This is a genomic window from Streptomyces sp. ISL-99 (assembly GCF_018614005.1).
Lineage (GTDB): Bacteria > Actinomycetota > Actinomycetes > Streptomycetales > Streptomycetaceae > Streptomyces > Streptomyces flavidovirens.
Genome location: NZ_JAGGPC010000005.1, coordinates 100,712 through 116,192, shown reverse-complemented (window position 1 = coordinate 116,192; position 15,481 = coordinate 100,712). Strand labels below are relative to the sequence as shown.

Annotated in this window: 8 protein-coding genes and 1 pseudogene; 3 read left to right on the top strand and 6 right to left on the bottom strand. The window is 69.8% G+C overall.

The features are described from left to right. Positions 1-101 precede the first annotated feature (101 nt). Positions 102-2,516: a penicillin acylase family protein gene (locus J7E91_RS03170; RefSeq protein WP_214898921.1), complete on the top strand. Its 2,415-nt coding sequence runs from the start codon at positions 102-104 to the stop codon at positions 2,514-2,516. A gap of 59 nt (positions 2,517-2,575) precedes the next feature. Here J7E91_RS03170 and J7E91_RS03165 read toward each other — a convergent pair whose 3' ends face one another. Together J7E91_RS03165 and J7E91_RS03160 are read right to left on the bottom strand one after the other, a co-directional pair. Further along, positions 2,576-4,132, bottom strand: a complete 1,557-nt coding sequence (locus J7E91_RS03165; protein WP_214898919.1) for an acyl-CoA synthetase — start codon at positions 4,130-4,132, stop codon at positions 2,576-2,578. Further along, positions 4,129-5,241, bottom strand: a complete 1,113-nt coding sequence (locus J7E91_RS03160) for a nitronate monooxygenase family protein (protein ID WP_214898917.1) — start codon at positions 5,239-5,241, stop codon at positions 4,129-4,131. The genes J7E91_RS03165 and J7E91_RS03160 overlap by 4 nt, the downstream gene beginning before the upstream one ends. Before the next feature lie 240 nt (positions 5,242-5,481). On the opposite strand from J7E91_RS03160, the gene J7E91_RS03155 reads away from it, so the two are divergent. Next, positions 5,482-7,227, top strand: coding sequence for a serine hydrolase (locus J7E91_RS03155; protein WP_214899014.1), 1,746 nt, complete (start codon positions 5,482-5,484; stop codon positions 7,225-7,227). 34 nt (positions 7,228-7,261) lie between these two features. On the opposite strand, the gene J7E91_RS03150 is transcribed toward J7E91_RS03155, so the two are convergent. The 4 genes and pseudogenes from J7E91_RS03150 to J7E91_RS03140 form a co-directional block, all read right to left on the bottom strand. Then, positions 7,262-8,818 carry an NAD(P)/FAD-dependent oxidoreductase gene (locus J7E91_RS03150; protein WP_214898915.1) on the bottom strand — a complete coding sequence of 519 codons (1,557 nt, stop codon included), beginning with the start codon at positions 8,816-8,818 and terminating at the stop codon, positions 7,262-7,264. A 66-nt stretch (positions 8,819-8,884) separates the two neighbouring features. Beyond that, positions 8,885-11,128: a tetratricopeptide repeat protein gene (locus J7E91_RS03145; RefSeq protein ID WP_214898913.1), complete on the bottom strand. Its 2,244-nt coding sequence runs from the start codon at positions 11,126-11,128 to the stop codon at positions 8,885-8,887. Further along, positions 11,110-11,488: pseudogene (locus J7E91_RS35655) on the bottom strand (DUF2236 domain-containing protein); the annotation flags it as partial. The pseudogene J7E91_RS35655 and the gene J7E91_RS03145, both read right to left, overlap by 19 nt. Positions 11,489-11,643: 155 nt before the next feature. Beyond that, positions 11,644-12,759: a sugar ABC transporter substrate-binding protein gene (locus J7E91_RS03140; protein ID WP_214898911.1), complete on the bottom strand. Its 1,116-nt coding sequence runs from the start codon at positions 12,757-12,759 to the stop codon at positions 11,644-11,646. A gap of 1,575 nt (positions 12,760-14,334) precedes the next feature. On the opposite strand from J7E91_RS03140, the gene J7E91_RS03135 reads away from it, so the two are divergent. After that, positions 14,335-15,393, top strand: coding sequence for a vWA domain-containing protein (locus tag J7E91_RS03135; RefSeq protein WP_214898909.1), 1,059 nt, complete (start codon positions 14,335-14,337; stop codon positions 15,391-15,393). Positions 15,394-15,481 lie beyond the last annotated feature (88 nt).

The following is a 15,481-nucleotide window of genomic DNA, read 5'->3' as shown; positions in this document are numbered from 1 at the left end:
GCTGGATACCGAACAGGATGTTGACATGAGCGCGCCCGGCTGGGTGCATGGACCAATCACTTCGCCAACACCCGTTCGCCACGGTCCCTTTGGGAGGCACGTTGCACCTCCGCACCCGCCTGAGGCATCTCGCACTCACCTCAATAGCCCTGGTCACGGCCGCGGCCGCGCTGCCACCGGCCGCCGCCGGGGCGGACGACGCCGGTTCGCGCGACCGGCATCCGTCGGCCGGCAAGCTGTCCGCTCTCATCCGCTACACGGAGCACGGCGTTCCGCACATTGTGGCCAAGGACTACGCGAACCTCGGCTTCGGCACCGGCTGGGCCCAGGCCGCCGACCAGGTCTGCACGCTCGCCGACGGATTCGTGACGGTGCGCGGCGAGCGTTCGCGCCACTTCGGCCCGGACGCGGCGCCCGACCGCTCGCTGTCGTCCGCCTCCAAGAACCTCTCCAGCGACCTGTACTTCACCGGGGTACGGAACGCCGGCACGGTCGAGAAGCTGCTGGCCACTCCCGCCCCCGCCGGTCCGAGCCGCCAGATCAAGGACTCGATGCGGGGCTGGGCCGCCGGATACAACGCGTGGCTCAAGCAGAACCGCATCACCGACCCTGCGTGCAAGGGCGCCGACTGGGTGCGCCCGGTGACGGCCCTGGACGTCGCCAGGCGCGGCTTCGCGATCTCCGTCCTCGGCGGCCAGGGCCGGGGCATCGACGGGATCACCGCCGCGACGCCCCCCGCCGCCGCGCCCGTCGGCGAGGCCGACCCCGGCCGGGCGGCGGGTGCGGCGCGCGAGATGTTCGCGTCGGAGCACGCAAAGCACCCACAGAACGCCGACATGGGCTCCAACGCCGTGGCGTTCAGCGGGAAGACCACGGCGAACGGGCGCGGTCTGCTGCTGGGCAATCCGCACTATCCCTGGCAGGGCGGTCGGCGTTTCTGGCAGTCGCAGCAGACCATTCCGGGGGAACTGAACGTCTCCGGCGCCTCGTTGCTCGGCACGACCACCGTCAGCATCGGCTTCAACGACAAGGTGGCCTGGAGTCACACGGTCGCGACGGGCGTCACGCTCAACCTCCACCAGCTGACGCTGGATCCGGCCGACCCGACGGCGTACCTCGTCGACGGCAAGCCGCAGCGTATGACGAAGCGGACCGTGTCCGTGCCGGTCAGGGGCGGGTCTCCGGTGACCCGCACCCAGTGGTGGACCCGCTACGGGCCGGTCGTCACCGGGCTCGGCGCCTCGCTGCCGCTGCCCTGGTCGACGACGACGGCGTACGCCCTCAACGACCCGAACGCCGCCAACCTGCGGGGGTCCGACACCGCACTCGGCTTCGCCAAGTCGCACTCCACGCAGGGCATCCAGGAGACCCTGCGCCGCGTCCAGGGCCTGCCCTGGGTCAACACCGTCGCCGCCGACTCCGCCGGGCACTCGTTCTTCAGCCAGTCGCAGGTCCTGCCGCGGATCACCGACGATCTGGCGCGGCGCTGCTCGACGCCGCTCGGGAAGGTGACGTACCCGGCCTCGGGGCTCGCCGTGCTGGACGGGTCGCGCACCGGCTGCGCGCTCGGCTCGGACAAGGACGCGGTGCAGCCGGGCATCTTCGGACCGTCGAGGATGCCGGCTCTCAAGGACGCGCCGTACGCCGAGAACTCCAACGACAGCGCCTGGCTGACCAATCCGGACCGGCCGCTCACCGGGTACGAGCGCGTCTTCGGCACGGTCGCCACGCCCCGTTCCCTGCGTACGCGCGGCGCGGTCGAGGATGTCTCGGCCATGGCGGAGAGGGGCCGGCTGACGGTCGGTGACCTGCAGCGGCAGCAGTTTGCGAACCGGGCGCCGGCGGGCGACCTGGCGGCGGCCGACGCGGCGAAGGCGTGCACGGCGCTCGCGGCGGACCGCGCGGACCTCAGGGAGGCGTGCGCTGTCCTGGAGCGGTGGGACAGGACGGTGAACAGCGACAGTGAGGGCGCGCTGCTCTTCGACCGGTTCTGGCGCAAACTGGTGGCCTCCGTGCCGTCGGCTGAGCTGTGGAAGGTGCCGTTCTCCCCCGCGGACCCGGTACGTACGCCGAACACTCTCAACACGGCCGCACCCGGCTTCGCCACCGCCCTCAGCGGCGCGGTGTCGGAGCTGAAGGCGGCGGGCATCGCGCTCGACGCGCCCCTGGGCAAGCACCAGTTCGTCGTACGGAACGGCGAACGCGTCCCGGTGCACGGCGGTACGGAGTCGCTCGGCATCTGGAACAAGATCGAGCCCGTCTGGGACGCGGCGGGCGGCGGCTACACGGAGGTGACGACCGGATCCAGCCACATCCAGGCGGTGGGCTGGGACGGCAGCCGCTGCCCGGTGGCACGCACACTGCTGACGTACGGGCAGTCGTCGAACCCGTCGTCGCCGTACTACAGCGACCAGACGAAGCTGTACGCGGGCGAGCGCTGGGTGACGTCCCGGTTCTGCGAGAAGGACATCCTCAGGTCACCGGACCTGCGGGTGGAGCGGGTGCGCGAACGCTGACGACGCTTCGCCGGGACGGGCCCCCACCGGTGTGGTGGGGGCCCGTTCGCGGCGGCCGGTCACACGGCGCGCTCGTGACCCTCCCAGTAGGGCTCGCGCAGCCGGCGCTTGTAGAGCTTGCCGTTCGGGTCGCGGGGCATCGTCTCGATGAAATCGAGGGTCCTGGGCCGCTTGAAGGCGGCCAGCCGCCCCTCGCAGTGCGTGAGGATGGCGGCGGCCAGCCCGTCGTCGGGGATGTGGCCATCGGCCGGTTCGACGACGGCCTTGACCTCCTCGCCCCAGTCCGCGTGCGGGATGCCGAAGGCGGCGGCGTCCGCGACGGCGGGGTGGGTGAGGAGGGCTGCCTCTATCTCGGCGGGGTAGATGTTGACGCCGCCCGAGATGATCATGTCGATCTTGCGGTCGCGGAGGAAGAGGTAGCCGTCCTCGTCGAGTACGCCGAGGTCTCCGACGGTGAAGAAGTCACCGATACGGTTCTTCTTCGTCTTCCCCTCGTCCTTGTGGTAGCTGAAGCCGCCGGTGCTCATCTTCATGTAGACGGTGCCGAGTTCGCCGGGCGGCAGTCGGTTGCCTGCGTCGTCGAAGACGGCGAGTTCGCTGATGGGCCAGGCTCTGCCGACGGTGCCGGGTTTCTTCAGCCAGTCCTCCGCGGTGGCGAAGGCGCCGCCGCCCTCGCTGGCCGCGTAGTACTCCTCCACGCAGTGACCCCACCAGTCGATCATCGCCCGCTTGACGTGGTCGGGGCAGGGCGCGGCGCCGTGGATGGCGTGGCGCATCGAGGACACGTCGTACGACGCGCGTATCTCCTCGGGGAGGGCGAGCAGCCGGTGGAACTGGGTCGGGACCATGTGGGTGTGCGTGCAGGCGTACCGGTCGATGAGGCGCAGCATCTCCTCGGGCGTCCACTTGTCCATGAGGACGAGCGGATGGCCGATGTGCAGAGCGGCGCCTGCGAACTGGAGTACGGCGGTGTGGTAGAGCGGCGAGCAGACGAGGTGGACGTTGTCGTCGAAGGGGCGGATGCCGAAGATGGCGAGGAATCCGCCGAGGTAGGACTCCTCGGGCAGCTTGCCGGACAGCGGGCGGCGGATGCCGCGCGGGCGTCCGGTGGTGCCCGAGGTGTAGTTCATGACCCAGCCGAGGGTGCGGTCGGCGGGCTCGGACTCGGGCTGCCCTGTGAGGAGATCGGTGTACGGACGGAACCGGGGAACGTCGCCGACGGCGTAGCGGCGGTTCCCGGGAAGCTTCGCTTCGTCGGCCGCGGCGGTGGCGGCTTCGGCGAAGCGTTCGTGCGCGATGACGACCTTCGCGCCGGAGTCGGCGACGATCCAGCCGATCTCCGGGCCGACGAGGTGGTGGTTGACGGGGACCAGGTAGAAGCCGGCCTGGGAGGCGGCCAGGTGGGCGGTGAAGAACTCGACGCCGTTGGGGAGGACGACGGCGAAGGCGTCGCCCCGGCGCATGCCCGCGGCGCGCAGTCCGTGGACGAGCTGGTTGACGGCGGCGTGCAGCCGTCCGGCCGTCCACTGCTCGCCGCCGGGGGTGGTGAGGACCGTACGGCCGGGGTCCGCCTTCGCCTGGGCCCAGAAGCCGTTGGGCGGCTGACTCGCGGTCATGACCGGCTGCTCCTTCCGGCGATGCGGTTGATTCGGTCCACGGCGCGTTCGAACCCGCGGGTGAGGTCGTCGAGGACGGCCTGAACACTGCGTTCGGATGTCATACGGCCGACGATCTGGCCGACGGGGGTGCCGAGCAGGGGCCCGATTTCGTACTTCTGGATGCGGGAGACGGCTTCGGCCACGAGGAGCCCCTGGAGCGGCATGGGGAGCGTCCCCGGTCCGCTCGGGTCGTCCCAGGCGTCGGTCCACTCGGTGCGCAACTGGCGGGCGGGCTTGCCGGTCAGGGCGCGGGAGCGGACGGTGTCGCCGGAGCCCGCGGCGAGGAGTTTGGCGGTGAGGGCGCGGGAGTGGAGGTCGGCTTCCTCGGTGGTCAGCCAGATCGAACCGAGCCAGGCGCCCTGGGCACCGAGGGCGAGGCCGGCGGCTATCTGTTCGCCGCTGCCGATGCCTCCGGCCGCGAGTACGGGCAGGGGGTGAACCGCGTCGACCACCTCGGGGACGAGGACCATGGACGCGATCTCGCCCGTATGGCCGCCCGCTTCGTAGCCCTGCGCGACGACGATGTCGATGCCCGCTGCGGCGTGGTGCCTGGCGTGTCTGGCGCTGCCTGCGAGCGCGGCGACCAGGACGCCGTGGTCATGGGCGCGGGCGATGACATCGGCGGGCGGGGAGCCGAGGGCGTTGGCGAGCAGCTTGATGGGGTAGTCGAAGGCGACGTCGAGCTGGTTGCGGGCGACCTCCTCCATCCAGCCGGTGATGCGCCAGCCCGATGCCTCGCCCTCGGCGAGTTCGGGTACGCCGTGTTTGGCGAGGGTCTCCTCGACGTACCGGCGGTGGCCTTCCGGGATCATCGCTTCCACGTCGGCCTCGGTCACGCCCTCGACCTTCTTCGCGGGCATGACGACGTCGAGACCGTACGGCTTCCCGTCGGTGTGTTCCGCCATCCAGTCGAGGTCGCGCGCGAGTTCGTCCGGTGCGGTGTAGCGGACCGCGCCGAGCACGCCGAATCCGCCCGCCCGGGTGATGGCGGCGGCCACCGCCGGGAAGGGTGTGAAGCCGAAGATGGCGTGCTCGACACCCAGTTTCTTGCTCAGCTCCGTCTCCATGAGCGGCAGGATGCCGCAGTGGGGCGGACGAGGGAAGAGATTTCCTGATGCAGCGTCAGATTGCTTGAGTTTCGCTGGACGGTTGACAGCACTCACCGCCTGCAAGAAAGTTTCACTCGTTGAACGTGTGGCGGAAGTTACTTTCACAAGGGGTGGCTGGTGACCGACGGTGCAGGGGAAGCGGAAGCAGGAGCGGCAGCGGACAGAGAAATCAGCCGGCGCAGGCTGGGCGGCGGCATCATGGCGCTGGGCGGCGCCCTCGTGCTTGCGCCGCTGGCGGCGGGGCGGGCCAGGGCGGCGGACGGTTTCGGCCACGCACGCCCGACACTGCGCCGCGGTTCACCCGAACGCGCCGGGCTCCTCCCCGGACCTCTGCAGCAGCTCGTCACGGACGCGGAGCGTTACCTCGGCCCCTCCCCCCGGCGCCCCTGGTACGCGGGCGCGGTCCTGCTCGCCGGGCGGGGCGGCACGGTGGCGCTGCATCAGGCGATCGGCTCGGCGGTGCGCTATTCGGCGTACGACGAGAAGACCGACACGGCGGTGGAGTTCCCGGCGGACCAGCAGATCGCGATGGCCGAGGACACGGTCTTCGACCTGGCGTCGGTCTCGAAGCTGTTCACCTCCATGCTCGCCGTGCAGCAGATCGAGCGCGGCACGCTGGAGCTGGAGGGGAAGGTCGCCGCGTATCTCCCGGACTTCGGGGGCGCGGGCAAACAGGACATGACGGTGCGCCAGCTGCTGACGCACACTTCGGGGTTCCGTGCCTGGATTCCGCTCTACAAGGAGCCGACGCGGGAGGGGAAGCTGCGGCTCCTGTGGAACGAGGCGCCGGCCAGTACGCCCGGCACCAAGTACCTCTACTCGGACCTGAATCTGATCTCGCTCCAGCTGGTGCTCGAAGAGATCACCGGTCGCACCCTGGACGCACTGCTCCACGACGAGATCACTGCTCCGCTCGGGATGCACCGCACTCGCTTCAACCCGCCCGCCTCCTGGAAGCCGAAGACAGCCGCCACCGAGGACGCCCGGCTGCCCTGGTCCGGTCTGGACCGGGGTCTGGTGTGGGGTGAGGTGCACGACGAGAACGCCTACAGCTTCGGCGGTGTCGCGGGCCACGCAGGCGTGTTCTCCACCGCCTGGGACCTCGCGATCCTCGCCCGTACGCTCCTCAACGGCGGCGCGTACGGGCGGGCGCGGGTCCTGGAGCCCGAGTCGGTGGAGCTCATGTTCACCGACTTCAACACCGCCTTCCCCGGCGACGAGCACGGCCTCGGCTTCGAGCTCCACCAGCACTGGTACATGGGCGCCATGGCCACTCCGAAGACCGCGGGCCACACCGGGTTCACGGGCACCAGTCTGGTCCTCGACCCGTCCACCGACTCCTTCCTCGTCGTACTCGGGAACTCGGTCCACCCGGTGCGCAGTTGGCGCTCCGGCAGCGCCCCGCGCGTGGCGGCTGCCAACAACCTGGCCCGGGCCGTCGCGGTACGCCCGCCCCACGGCCGCACCGCCTGGTTCTCCGGCATGGCGTCGGCGACCACGGCCACGCTCACTCTGCCCGCCCTCAGCCTGCCCGCCCTCGCCCTCACCTCCGGGCGCCCACGACTGCGCTGCTCACTGTGGTGGGACACCGAACCGGGCTCCGACCGCCTCTTCCTGGAAGCATCGGCGGACGCGGGAGCCACCTGGCAGGCGGTGCCGTTCACGACCGTACGCAAGGGGCACGAGCCGCAGTCGCACCCGGCGGGCGCGGTCACCGGCTGGTCCGGGCGCGTCTGGCACCGGCTGAGCGCGGACCTCGCGGCCTGGGGCGGCGAGGAGGTGCGGATCCGCTGGCGGTACCGGACCGACACGCTGTACGTCGGACGGGGCGCGTACGTCGACGGGCTGCGGGTCGACGACGGACACCGCACGCTCTTCGACGAGGCCAGGCCCGCGGACGCCGCCCGGATCGAGGCGACGGGCTGGACGGCGTCCGAGAACTGAGTGCGGCGGTTGGAGCGGCGGCGACGGCTTTCGTTCAGCGCCCGAGAACCGCCATCGCCGCGTTGTGGCCGGGGATGCCGCTCACTCCCCCGCCGCGGACGGCGCCCGCCCCGCACAGCAGGACGTTCGCGTGCGCCGTCTCGACGCCCCACCGGCCGGTCCCGGCTGACTCGTCGGCGTACGGGAAGGAGAGCGGGCGGTGGAAGATGTTGCCGCCGGGCAGCCGCAGTTCGCTTTCGAGATCGAGCGGGGTCTTCGCCTCGATACAGGGGCGGCCGTTCGCATCGAGCGCGAGGCAGTCGGTGAGGGGCTCTTCGAGGTACGTGTCGAGCTGCGCGAGAGTCGCCGCCAGGAGCTCGGCGCGAGCCGCTTCGTTGTCGTGGGTGAAAAGGCGTGCGGGGGTGTGCAGACCGAAGAGCGTCAGAGTCTGGTAGCCCTGTGCGGCGAGCTCCGGGCCAAGGATCGAGGGGTCCGTCAGGGAGTGGCAGTAGATCTCCGAGGGCGGCGCGCCGGGCAGCCGCCCCGACGCGGCTTCTTCGTACGCCGCCGCCAACTGACCGTACCCTTCCGCGACATGGAACGTTCCCGCGAACGCTTCTTCCGGTGCCACGGAACGGTCGCGCAGGCGCGGGAGTCTGCGCAGCAGCATGTTGACTTTGAGCTGCGCCCCCTCGGCGGAGGCGGAGGCGGAGGCGGAAGTCGCCTCCCCCAGGAGCGTCGCGAGCGCTTCGGGTGAGGCGTTGACGAGAACGTGCCGGGCGGCGACAGCGCCCTCACCCGTGTCGCTCCGGAAGGTCACCTCGGCGTGACGGCCGTCGGTGTAGATACGGGTCGCCTCATGTCCCGTGACGATCTCGGCGCCCGCCGCCCCGGCTGCCTTCGCGAGCGCGTCGGTGAGCGCTCCCATGCCACCCACGGGAACGTCCCAGTCGCCCGTTCCGCCGCCGATCACGTGGTACAGGAAGCAGCGGTTCTGCGGCAGCGTGGGGTCGTGGGCGCCGGCGAAGGTGCCGATGAGCGCGTCGGTGAGGACTACGCCCCGTACGAGATCGTGGGCGAAGTGTTCCTCGATCGCGACTCCGAGCGGCTCCTCGCAGAGCATCCGCCAGGCCGCCTCGTCGCCGATACGGGCGCGCAGGGCTTCCCGGGTCGGCAGCGGCTCGGTGAGGGTGGGGAAGACGCGCTCGGCGACGCGCCGCATGACGGCGTAGAAGGACTGCCAGGACGCGAACTCCGCGTCGCCGCCCGTGAGCCGGGCGAACGATTCCCTGGTCCTGTCCGTACCGCCGCCGACCAGCAGGCCGCCGCTTCCGCTCGGCGTGTACGAGGAGACAGTGCGCTTGCGCACGGCGAAGTCCAGCCCCAGATCGCGGACGATCGACTGAGGCAGCAGGGACACCAGATACGAGTAGCGGGAGAGCCGGGCGTCGACTCCCGCGAAGGGGCGGGTGGACACCGCCGCACCGCCGGTGTGGTCCAGACGTTCCAGCACGAGCACGGAGCGCCCGGCCCGGGCCAGATAGGCGGCGGCGACGAGGCCGTTGTGGCCGCCGCCGACGATCACGGCGTCATAGCTGTCCTGTACGGGCATGGCGTACGCACTCCTGTCTCAGCTCTCTCAGCTCTCCGCTCCCTGCACACCTGTACTACCCGGAACTCAGTGGCTCCGCGCTCCGCGCTGCTGCCGCAGAGCGGCCACCCGCCGGTACAGCCCGGCCGCCTCCGCACCGCGCCCGAGCTGCTCCAGACAGTGCGCCTCGTCATTGCGGCTGGCGAGGGCGTCGGGGTGGTCGGCGCCCAGGACGCGTTCGCGCGCCTCGGCGACCTGCCGGTAGACGGTCAGCGCGTCGGACCAGCGGCCGAGCCAGCCGAGGCCGACAGCGACCTCCCGGCGGCTGACGAGCGTGTCCGGGTGATCGGCGCCCAGGACGCGTTCGCGGATCGCGCATACGTCACGGGCCTCGGCCAGGGCCTCCTCCCAGCGGGCGAGGCGGCCCAGGTTGACGCCGAGCCCGTGCCGCGCGCGCAGTGTCTCGGGATCGGCCGGTCCGTGCACGCGGGTGCGGTCGTCGACCAGTGCCCGGTAGAGCTCCAGGGCTTCCGCGCTGCGGCCGAGCCGGCCCAGGCTGATGCCGACCTCGTAGCGGGCGGCGAGCGTGTCGGGATGATCGGCCCCCAGCGCCCGCGCCCGGTCCTGTGCGACTTCCCGGTACATCTGGAGGGCCTCGGCCCAGCGCCCGAGCTGCCCGAGTGCGTACGCGACCTCGTACCGCGTCACGAGCGTGTCGGGGTGCGTCGCGCCGAGCACCCTGGCCCGGGCCGTGGCGACTTCGTGCGCCATGCGGTACGAGTCCTCCAGGCGCCCCAGCCTGCTCAGGTTGAACGCGAGGTTGTGGCGGCAGCGCAGCGTGTCGGGGTGCTCGGCGCCCATGGTGCGTTCCCGGGAGGCGAGGACGGCGGCGTACACCTGGTGTGCCTCGAAGTGACGGCCGAGCTGCCCGAGTACATACGCCATCTCCTGGCGTGCGGCGAGAGTCTCGGGGTGGTCGGGACCCATGGTGCGCTCGCGGCCCTCGGCCACGTGGCCGAACTCGCGCAGGGCGTCGGCGGCGCGCCCGGTCCTGCTGAGAGTGAAACCGACCTCGTAGTGGCTGGCGAGCGTGTCGGGGTGATCGGGGCCCAGGGCGTGTTCGCGCTCGGCGGCGACCGCGCGGTGCACCTCGCCCGCCTCGTTCCAGCGGCCGAGGCGGCCGAGGCTGAGACCGGCGTTGTGCCTGCTGTTGAGTACGGCCAGCACCTCCGGCGGGGGTGTGGGCCGCTCGGGCCGGCGCGCGACCGGGACGGCGGCGGCCCGCAGGTCGACGCCGGTCGTCCACTCCCCCGTCAGGCCCGCGGAAGGGTCGGGCGGGGTGGGCGGGAGCGCCCACGTGCCGCTCGCCTTGTGGCCGGTGGTCATGCCACGCGTCCAGGAGGGCAGGCGCGGGGCGCGGGAGGGCGGCTGTTCGGGGCGCCCGGCAGGCAGGCGCGGTGCGTGCGCGGCAACGGGACCCGACGAGCGCGCGGCGGTCAGGCGGTGCGCCAGTTCCCTGGCGTCGGCGGGCCGTTCCCCGGGGGTCTTGGCGAGCAGGTCGAGGACCATGCGGTCGAAGAACCCGGGGAGCTCCGGGCGGTGGGTGCGCGGCGGCTCCGGCGGCGTGTCGCGATGGCCGACGAGGACCGCCCAGGCGTCGTCGAGGTCGAACGGCGGAACGCCGGTGGCGATCTCGTACAGCACACAGCCCAGCGAGTAGAGGTCGCTGCGGTGGTCTACCTCGACGCCGCTGATCTGCTCGGGCGACATGTAGTGCGGGGTTCCCATGGCGATCCCGGTGCCGGTGAGCCGGGAGGTGAAGCCGATGTCATGGCCCAGACGTGCGATGCCGAAGTCGCAGATCTTCACCGTGCCGTCGGCCAGCCGCATGATGTTGGCGGGCTTCAGGTCGCGGTGGACGATGCCCTGTTCGTGCGTGTAGGCGAGGGCCCAGGCGACCTGCTCGGCGATGTCGACGACATCGGCGACGTCCAGCGGGTGGGCCTTGTTGTCCTCGAGGAGCTGGCTGAGGTTGCGTCCTTCGAGCAGTTCCATGACGAGATAGAGCACGCCGTCGTGCTCGCCGAAGTCATGGACGACGGTGACGCCGCGGTGCTGCAGAGCGGCCGCGACGCGCGCCTCCCTGCGGAAGCGTTCGCGCAGCACTCTGGTGAAGGACGGGTCGTGCTGAGGCCCTACCGGCTTGAGGCATTTGACGGCGACCTTGCGCTCCAGCGACTCGTCGAGGGCACGCCACACCTCGCCCATGCCCCCGCGCCCGATCAGATCGAGCAGCCGGTACCGGCCTTGGATCAGCCTGGTGTCCGCCATCTCGTACTGTCGCCCCCGTCACTCCGCTGCGCCCTCCCCGGCCCGTCCAGTATGGCCGCCTGTCTGCGGACTTTGTACGGGGCGGGGCGTGCGTCGGGGCCGAGGCGCGGCATTGCCTACAGAATGTGACCGGGCGGCAGTCGCCACCGCACACGGGAGGGGGTGCGGCGCAGGCCCGTTCCGGTGACTGCGAGCCTGCGGGTCGCCGTTCGCGGGGTGGGGGCGGGGGCGGCCGTACAGGTCGTGGGCGCAGGGAGGCAGTGAGGCGTACGCGGTGGCGGCCACGCGCCGCCACCGCAGTGCGCGCGCCGGTACGAGCAGCGGATGCACGGGGGGTTTGCGGAGGAAATCGTCGCCTCGCAGTGCACCCACGGCAGCAGCTCCGGCTCACCGACGCCGTAGCGCCCACCGGTGCCCGCGTCGGTTGCCGACCGCCCCCACACGTCCCGCCGGTACGGCGGGTCTGACTCCGGTCACCGATACGATCAGGACGTACGAGGCCGCGCCCAGCGGCACTACTCGAGCCCCAGCTCCTCGCACGCTGCCTGAACCTCGGGGACGCAGATCTGCTCCACCGTGTAGAGGCCGTCAGCGACGACGGTCTCCTTGATGTTGTCCTTCGTCAGTGCGATGACGGGGATGCGCACCGTCGGGACGGACGTCTCGGTCGGGGTGTCGATGTCCGTGTGCGCGGCGGCGCCGAGCGACATGTTCCTGGCCAGCAGGATGGCCATCTCCGCGGCGGCTTCTGCCTCCGGTGCGTACTGCTTGTAGACGGTCATGTACTGATCACCGGCAACGATGCGCTGCACGGCCGCCAGTTCGGCGTCCTGGCCGGTGACCGGCGGAAGATCGGTGACACCGGCGGCCTTGAGCGCGGCGATGATGCCGCCCGCCATGCCGTCGTTGGCGGAGTAGGCGCCGATGATGGCGTCCTTGCCGAGGGAGGCGATCGCGGCCTCCATGTTCGCCTTGGCGTTCTCCGGCTTCCAGTCCTTGGTGTCGTACTCGAGGCCGATCTCGACCTTGCCGTCGAGCTCGGTGTGGGCGCCCTTCTTGAACATGGCGGCGTTCGGGTCGGTGAGGGCGCCGTTCATCATCACGACCTTGCCCGACGCGGACCCGGACCCCGAACCGGACCCGGTCTTGCCCTTGAGGGCCTTCAGCAGGTATTTGCCCTGGATGTGGCCGACCTGTTCGTTGTCGAAGGAGACATATCCGTCGATGGGGCCCTCGGCGAGGCGGTCGAAAGCGACGACCGGGATGCCGGCGTCGTCCGCCTTCTGTATCGCGCCGGCTATGGCCTTGGAGTCCACCGCGTCCACGATCAGCACGTCGGCCTTGTCCTCGATCATGGATTCGAGCTGTCGCGTCTGCAGATCGGCGTCGTTGTTCGCGTTGGCGTAGCGGACCGTGCCCTTGCTGTTGGTGAGCAACGCGATGCGCTCTTCGATGACCGGCTTGTCGAACTGCTCGTAGCGAGCGGCCTGGTTCTCGGGGAGCAGCAGACCAACAACGATGTCGTCACTCAGCCTCACCCCCGGTTCCTCGGTCGTCCCGCAACCGAAGAGAGACATGGCTATAGCGGGGGCGGCGGCTGCGACGGCAGCACGACGCAGAAGTGCGTTCATTGATTGAATCCAACCTCCCTGACAGGCCGCATCAATTGCGGCCAAGGTGGCCGAAAGCCAACTCTGTGGTGGGGGAAGCGTCAAGATGCGTCCGATTAACGTGATCGCAACGTGATTCTGCGTAATCAAGCGTTCAAGCGTCTGTGACGGGTCAAGTAGGGCTTCCCGGGAAGGGACTTGAAGCATCCCGCGACCACGTTGCGGTCGTACGGCAACGATCCGCTGCGGTGGTGGACGTGCGGCACGACATGGTGGGAGAGCATCCCGACCTCAAGCTCGCCGGTCATCTCCGGGGACGTCGGAGATCAGTGCGGCCACGATCTCCTCGTCGGCGCGGTTCCCCACACGCAGGTAGTCCCCACCACGCTGAGCGCGAGCGGAGCAGAGGCGCGCTCCTCCTCGGAAGGCCGCTGTATCCGCTCGGGGGACATGGCGCCGAGGGGCGTCCGCTGGACGAGGCTGTGGATGAGCAGTGCTGACCCGCCACGCGTACTTCGCGCGGTACGTCCACGAGTAGGCGGACAGTCTCGGTGGCGGCGAGTGGCTTGAGCACCTCCCGCACGACTCGTGCGGGCTCGTCCGTCGCACGCACGGGACCGGCCCGGTCGAATCCGGAACGACGAGGTCACTGGACGGTCGAGAGAGGCCAGCTCCCCGTACACACCCTTGGTGCTGGACGCAGTCAGTTCGTAGTGATCGGCGACCAACCACAGCACCTGGCTTGCTGTACGGCCTGCCGCTGCCGGCACGGCGGGTGCGGGCAGGTCGGGCGGCGCGGTTGTGGGGTCCATCTCGTCGAGCGGCAGCCCTTTGCGGAACTCCGGGTCGCAGAGCATGAGGAATCCGGCAAGCAGGCGTGAGCGCCCGCTGCCGGGACTTCCGGTGAGAACGACGACGCGCGGTGTCCCCGGCCACTCCGTACGCCATGCTGCGAGTGTGCGCTTTCCTACGCGGGGGGATTAGGCGTCGGCAAGGCCCACCTGTTCGCCTTTTCGGTAACCCGTGCTGTCGGCCACGCTTTCGCCATAGGCTTCGTCGAGGTGGTGCCGGGTGCGCTGCGCCGGGCCCGGCGGAGTTGCTGTTGGAGCCGTCCGCCTCGGAGAAGGGCTCGCCCATCGCATGCGCGACGGCGGCTCTTGAGTCGTTGTACTTCTCGTTGTCGCTGCCCGAGAAGTTCGAACATCATCGCCACCAGCGCGCCACATCCCCGATAGGCAACCGCCGCACGGCGTCCCCCAACAGCAGAGGAATCACACGAAGTACAGCCGTGCCCCGAGCTTACTAACGATCACTGGCGTTGCTGGAGGCCGATCCCGTCACAACCGTGCTGCGAAACATCTGAGGTCGGCTGCAGGGTGAGTAAGGGCCAGAACCACAGGGGGTTGTCGGGTAGCGGGAAGTGGGCGGGATGTAGCCGTCGCCATCCTCGGGGTGCTGCGCGTCTGGCTCTCACCACGGCCTCCCGCCCTGGGTCTGCCGCGGGGCAGGGGGGTGATCGTCCGTCAGGCTCCGTTGTCAGTGCCTCCTCATAGTGTGGAGACATCACTCGGGGAACCTCGGAGAAGGAGCAGAAACATGTCCGCCAACAAGATCCAGCACAAGGTGAATCACGTCGCGCTGGTAGTGGACTGTTCGGGTTCCATGCGTCAGCACCAGAGTCAACTCGTCCGTGTAGTGGACGAGTTCGTGGCGGGCTTGAAGGCTGAGTCGGACAGCCTCGGTCATGAGACCCGGATCAGCCTCTACTCCTTCGACCACAAGGTGGAGAACCTGGTCTGGGACATGGACGTGAAGCATCTGCCGTCCATGCGGGGTCTGTACAAGGTCAACAATGGCGCTACGGCCCTCATCGAAGCCTCACTGAAATCCCTGGACGACCTGGGCCACATCTGGGAGGCGTACGGCGAGCACAGCTTTCTCCAGATCGTGGTGACGGACGGCGAGGAGAACGCCTCCGGCGGCGACAGACGGCACGACGGCGACATGGCCATCCTCGGTCCCTGGCTCGACAAGATCGCGGCGAAGATGGGGGCGCTTCCGGGCCACTGGACTTCCGCGATCCTCGTTCCGAATTCCCTGGCGAAGCGAACCGCCCAGAACTACGGCTTCCCGGCCGGAAACATCGCCATCTGGGATGCGGATTCCCAGGAGGGTGTCGAGGAGGCGATCGGCACCGTGCGCGCTGCCGCCACCAGCTTCCTCCGTGGCCGTGAGCAGGGCGTGCGCGGCACGAAAAACCTGTTCGCGGTCGGCCAGGACATATCGGTCGACGACGTGCGGGCGAACCTCGAACCGGTCCCGGCCGACAAGTACCGACTCCTGAAGGTCGACACGGAGGTCGAGATTCGGTCCTTCGTTGATTCGCATCCGGGCGTGACGTACGAACGCGGGTCGTGTTACTACCAGCTGGGCACCCGGGTTCAGGTGCAGCCCGACAAGGAAGTCATCGTGGTCGAGAAGGACACTGACCGCGCATACACGGGCGACGCGGCACGCAGTCTTCTGTTCGGCACGGGTATCCAGGGGACCGTCTCCGTGAAGGCGGGGCGTAATCCCAAGTTGGAGGTGTACGTGCAGAGTCGTTCGGTGAACAGAAAGCTCAAGCCGAACACGCGTCTGCTCATCATGCTCTGAAATTCACGAGAAGGCCGTAGAGCAGGTGGTCCAGGACCAGTGGCGAAGGGTCGGCCAGTCGTGGACCTGTGACCACAGCCGCTCGGAG

Bases quoted from the DNA above. Each gene is read 5' to 3' on its own strand.
- J7E91_RS03165 (WP_214898919.1), bottom strand. From the start codon at position 4,132: ATGACCGCGAGTCAGCCGCCCAACGGCTTCTGGGCCCAGGCGAAGGCG.
- J7E91_RS03160 (WP_214898917.1), bottom strand. From the start codon at position 5,241: ATGGAGACGGAGCTGAGCAAGAAACTGGGTGTCGAGCACGCCATCTTC.
- J7E91_RS03155 (WP_214899014.1), top strand. From the start codon at position 5,482: ATGGCGCTGGGCGGCGCCCTCGTGCTTGCGCCGCTGGCGGCGGGGCGG.
- J7E91_RS03150 (WP_214898915.1), bottom strand. From the start codon at position 8,818: ATGCCCGTACAGGACAGCTATGACGCCGTGATCGTCGGCGGCGGCCAC.
- J7E91_RS03145 (WP_214898913.1), bottom strand. From the start codon at position 11,128: ATGGCGGACACCAGGCTGATCCAAGGCCGGTACCGGCTGCTCGATCTG.
- J7E91_RS03140 (WP_214898911.1), bottom strand. From the start codon at position 12,759: ATGAACGCACTTCTGCGTCGTGCTGCCGTCGCAGCCGCCGCCCCCGCT.
- J7E91_RS03135 (WP_214898909.1), top strand. From the start codon at position 14,335: ATGTCCGCCAACAAGATCCAGCACAAGGTGAATCACGTCGCGCTGGTA.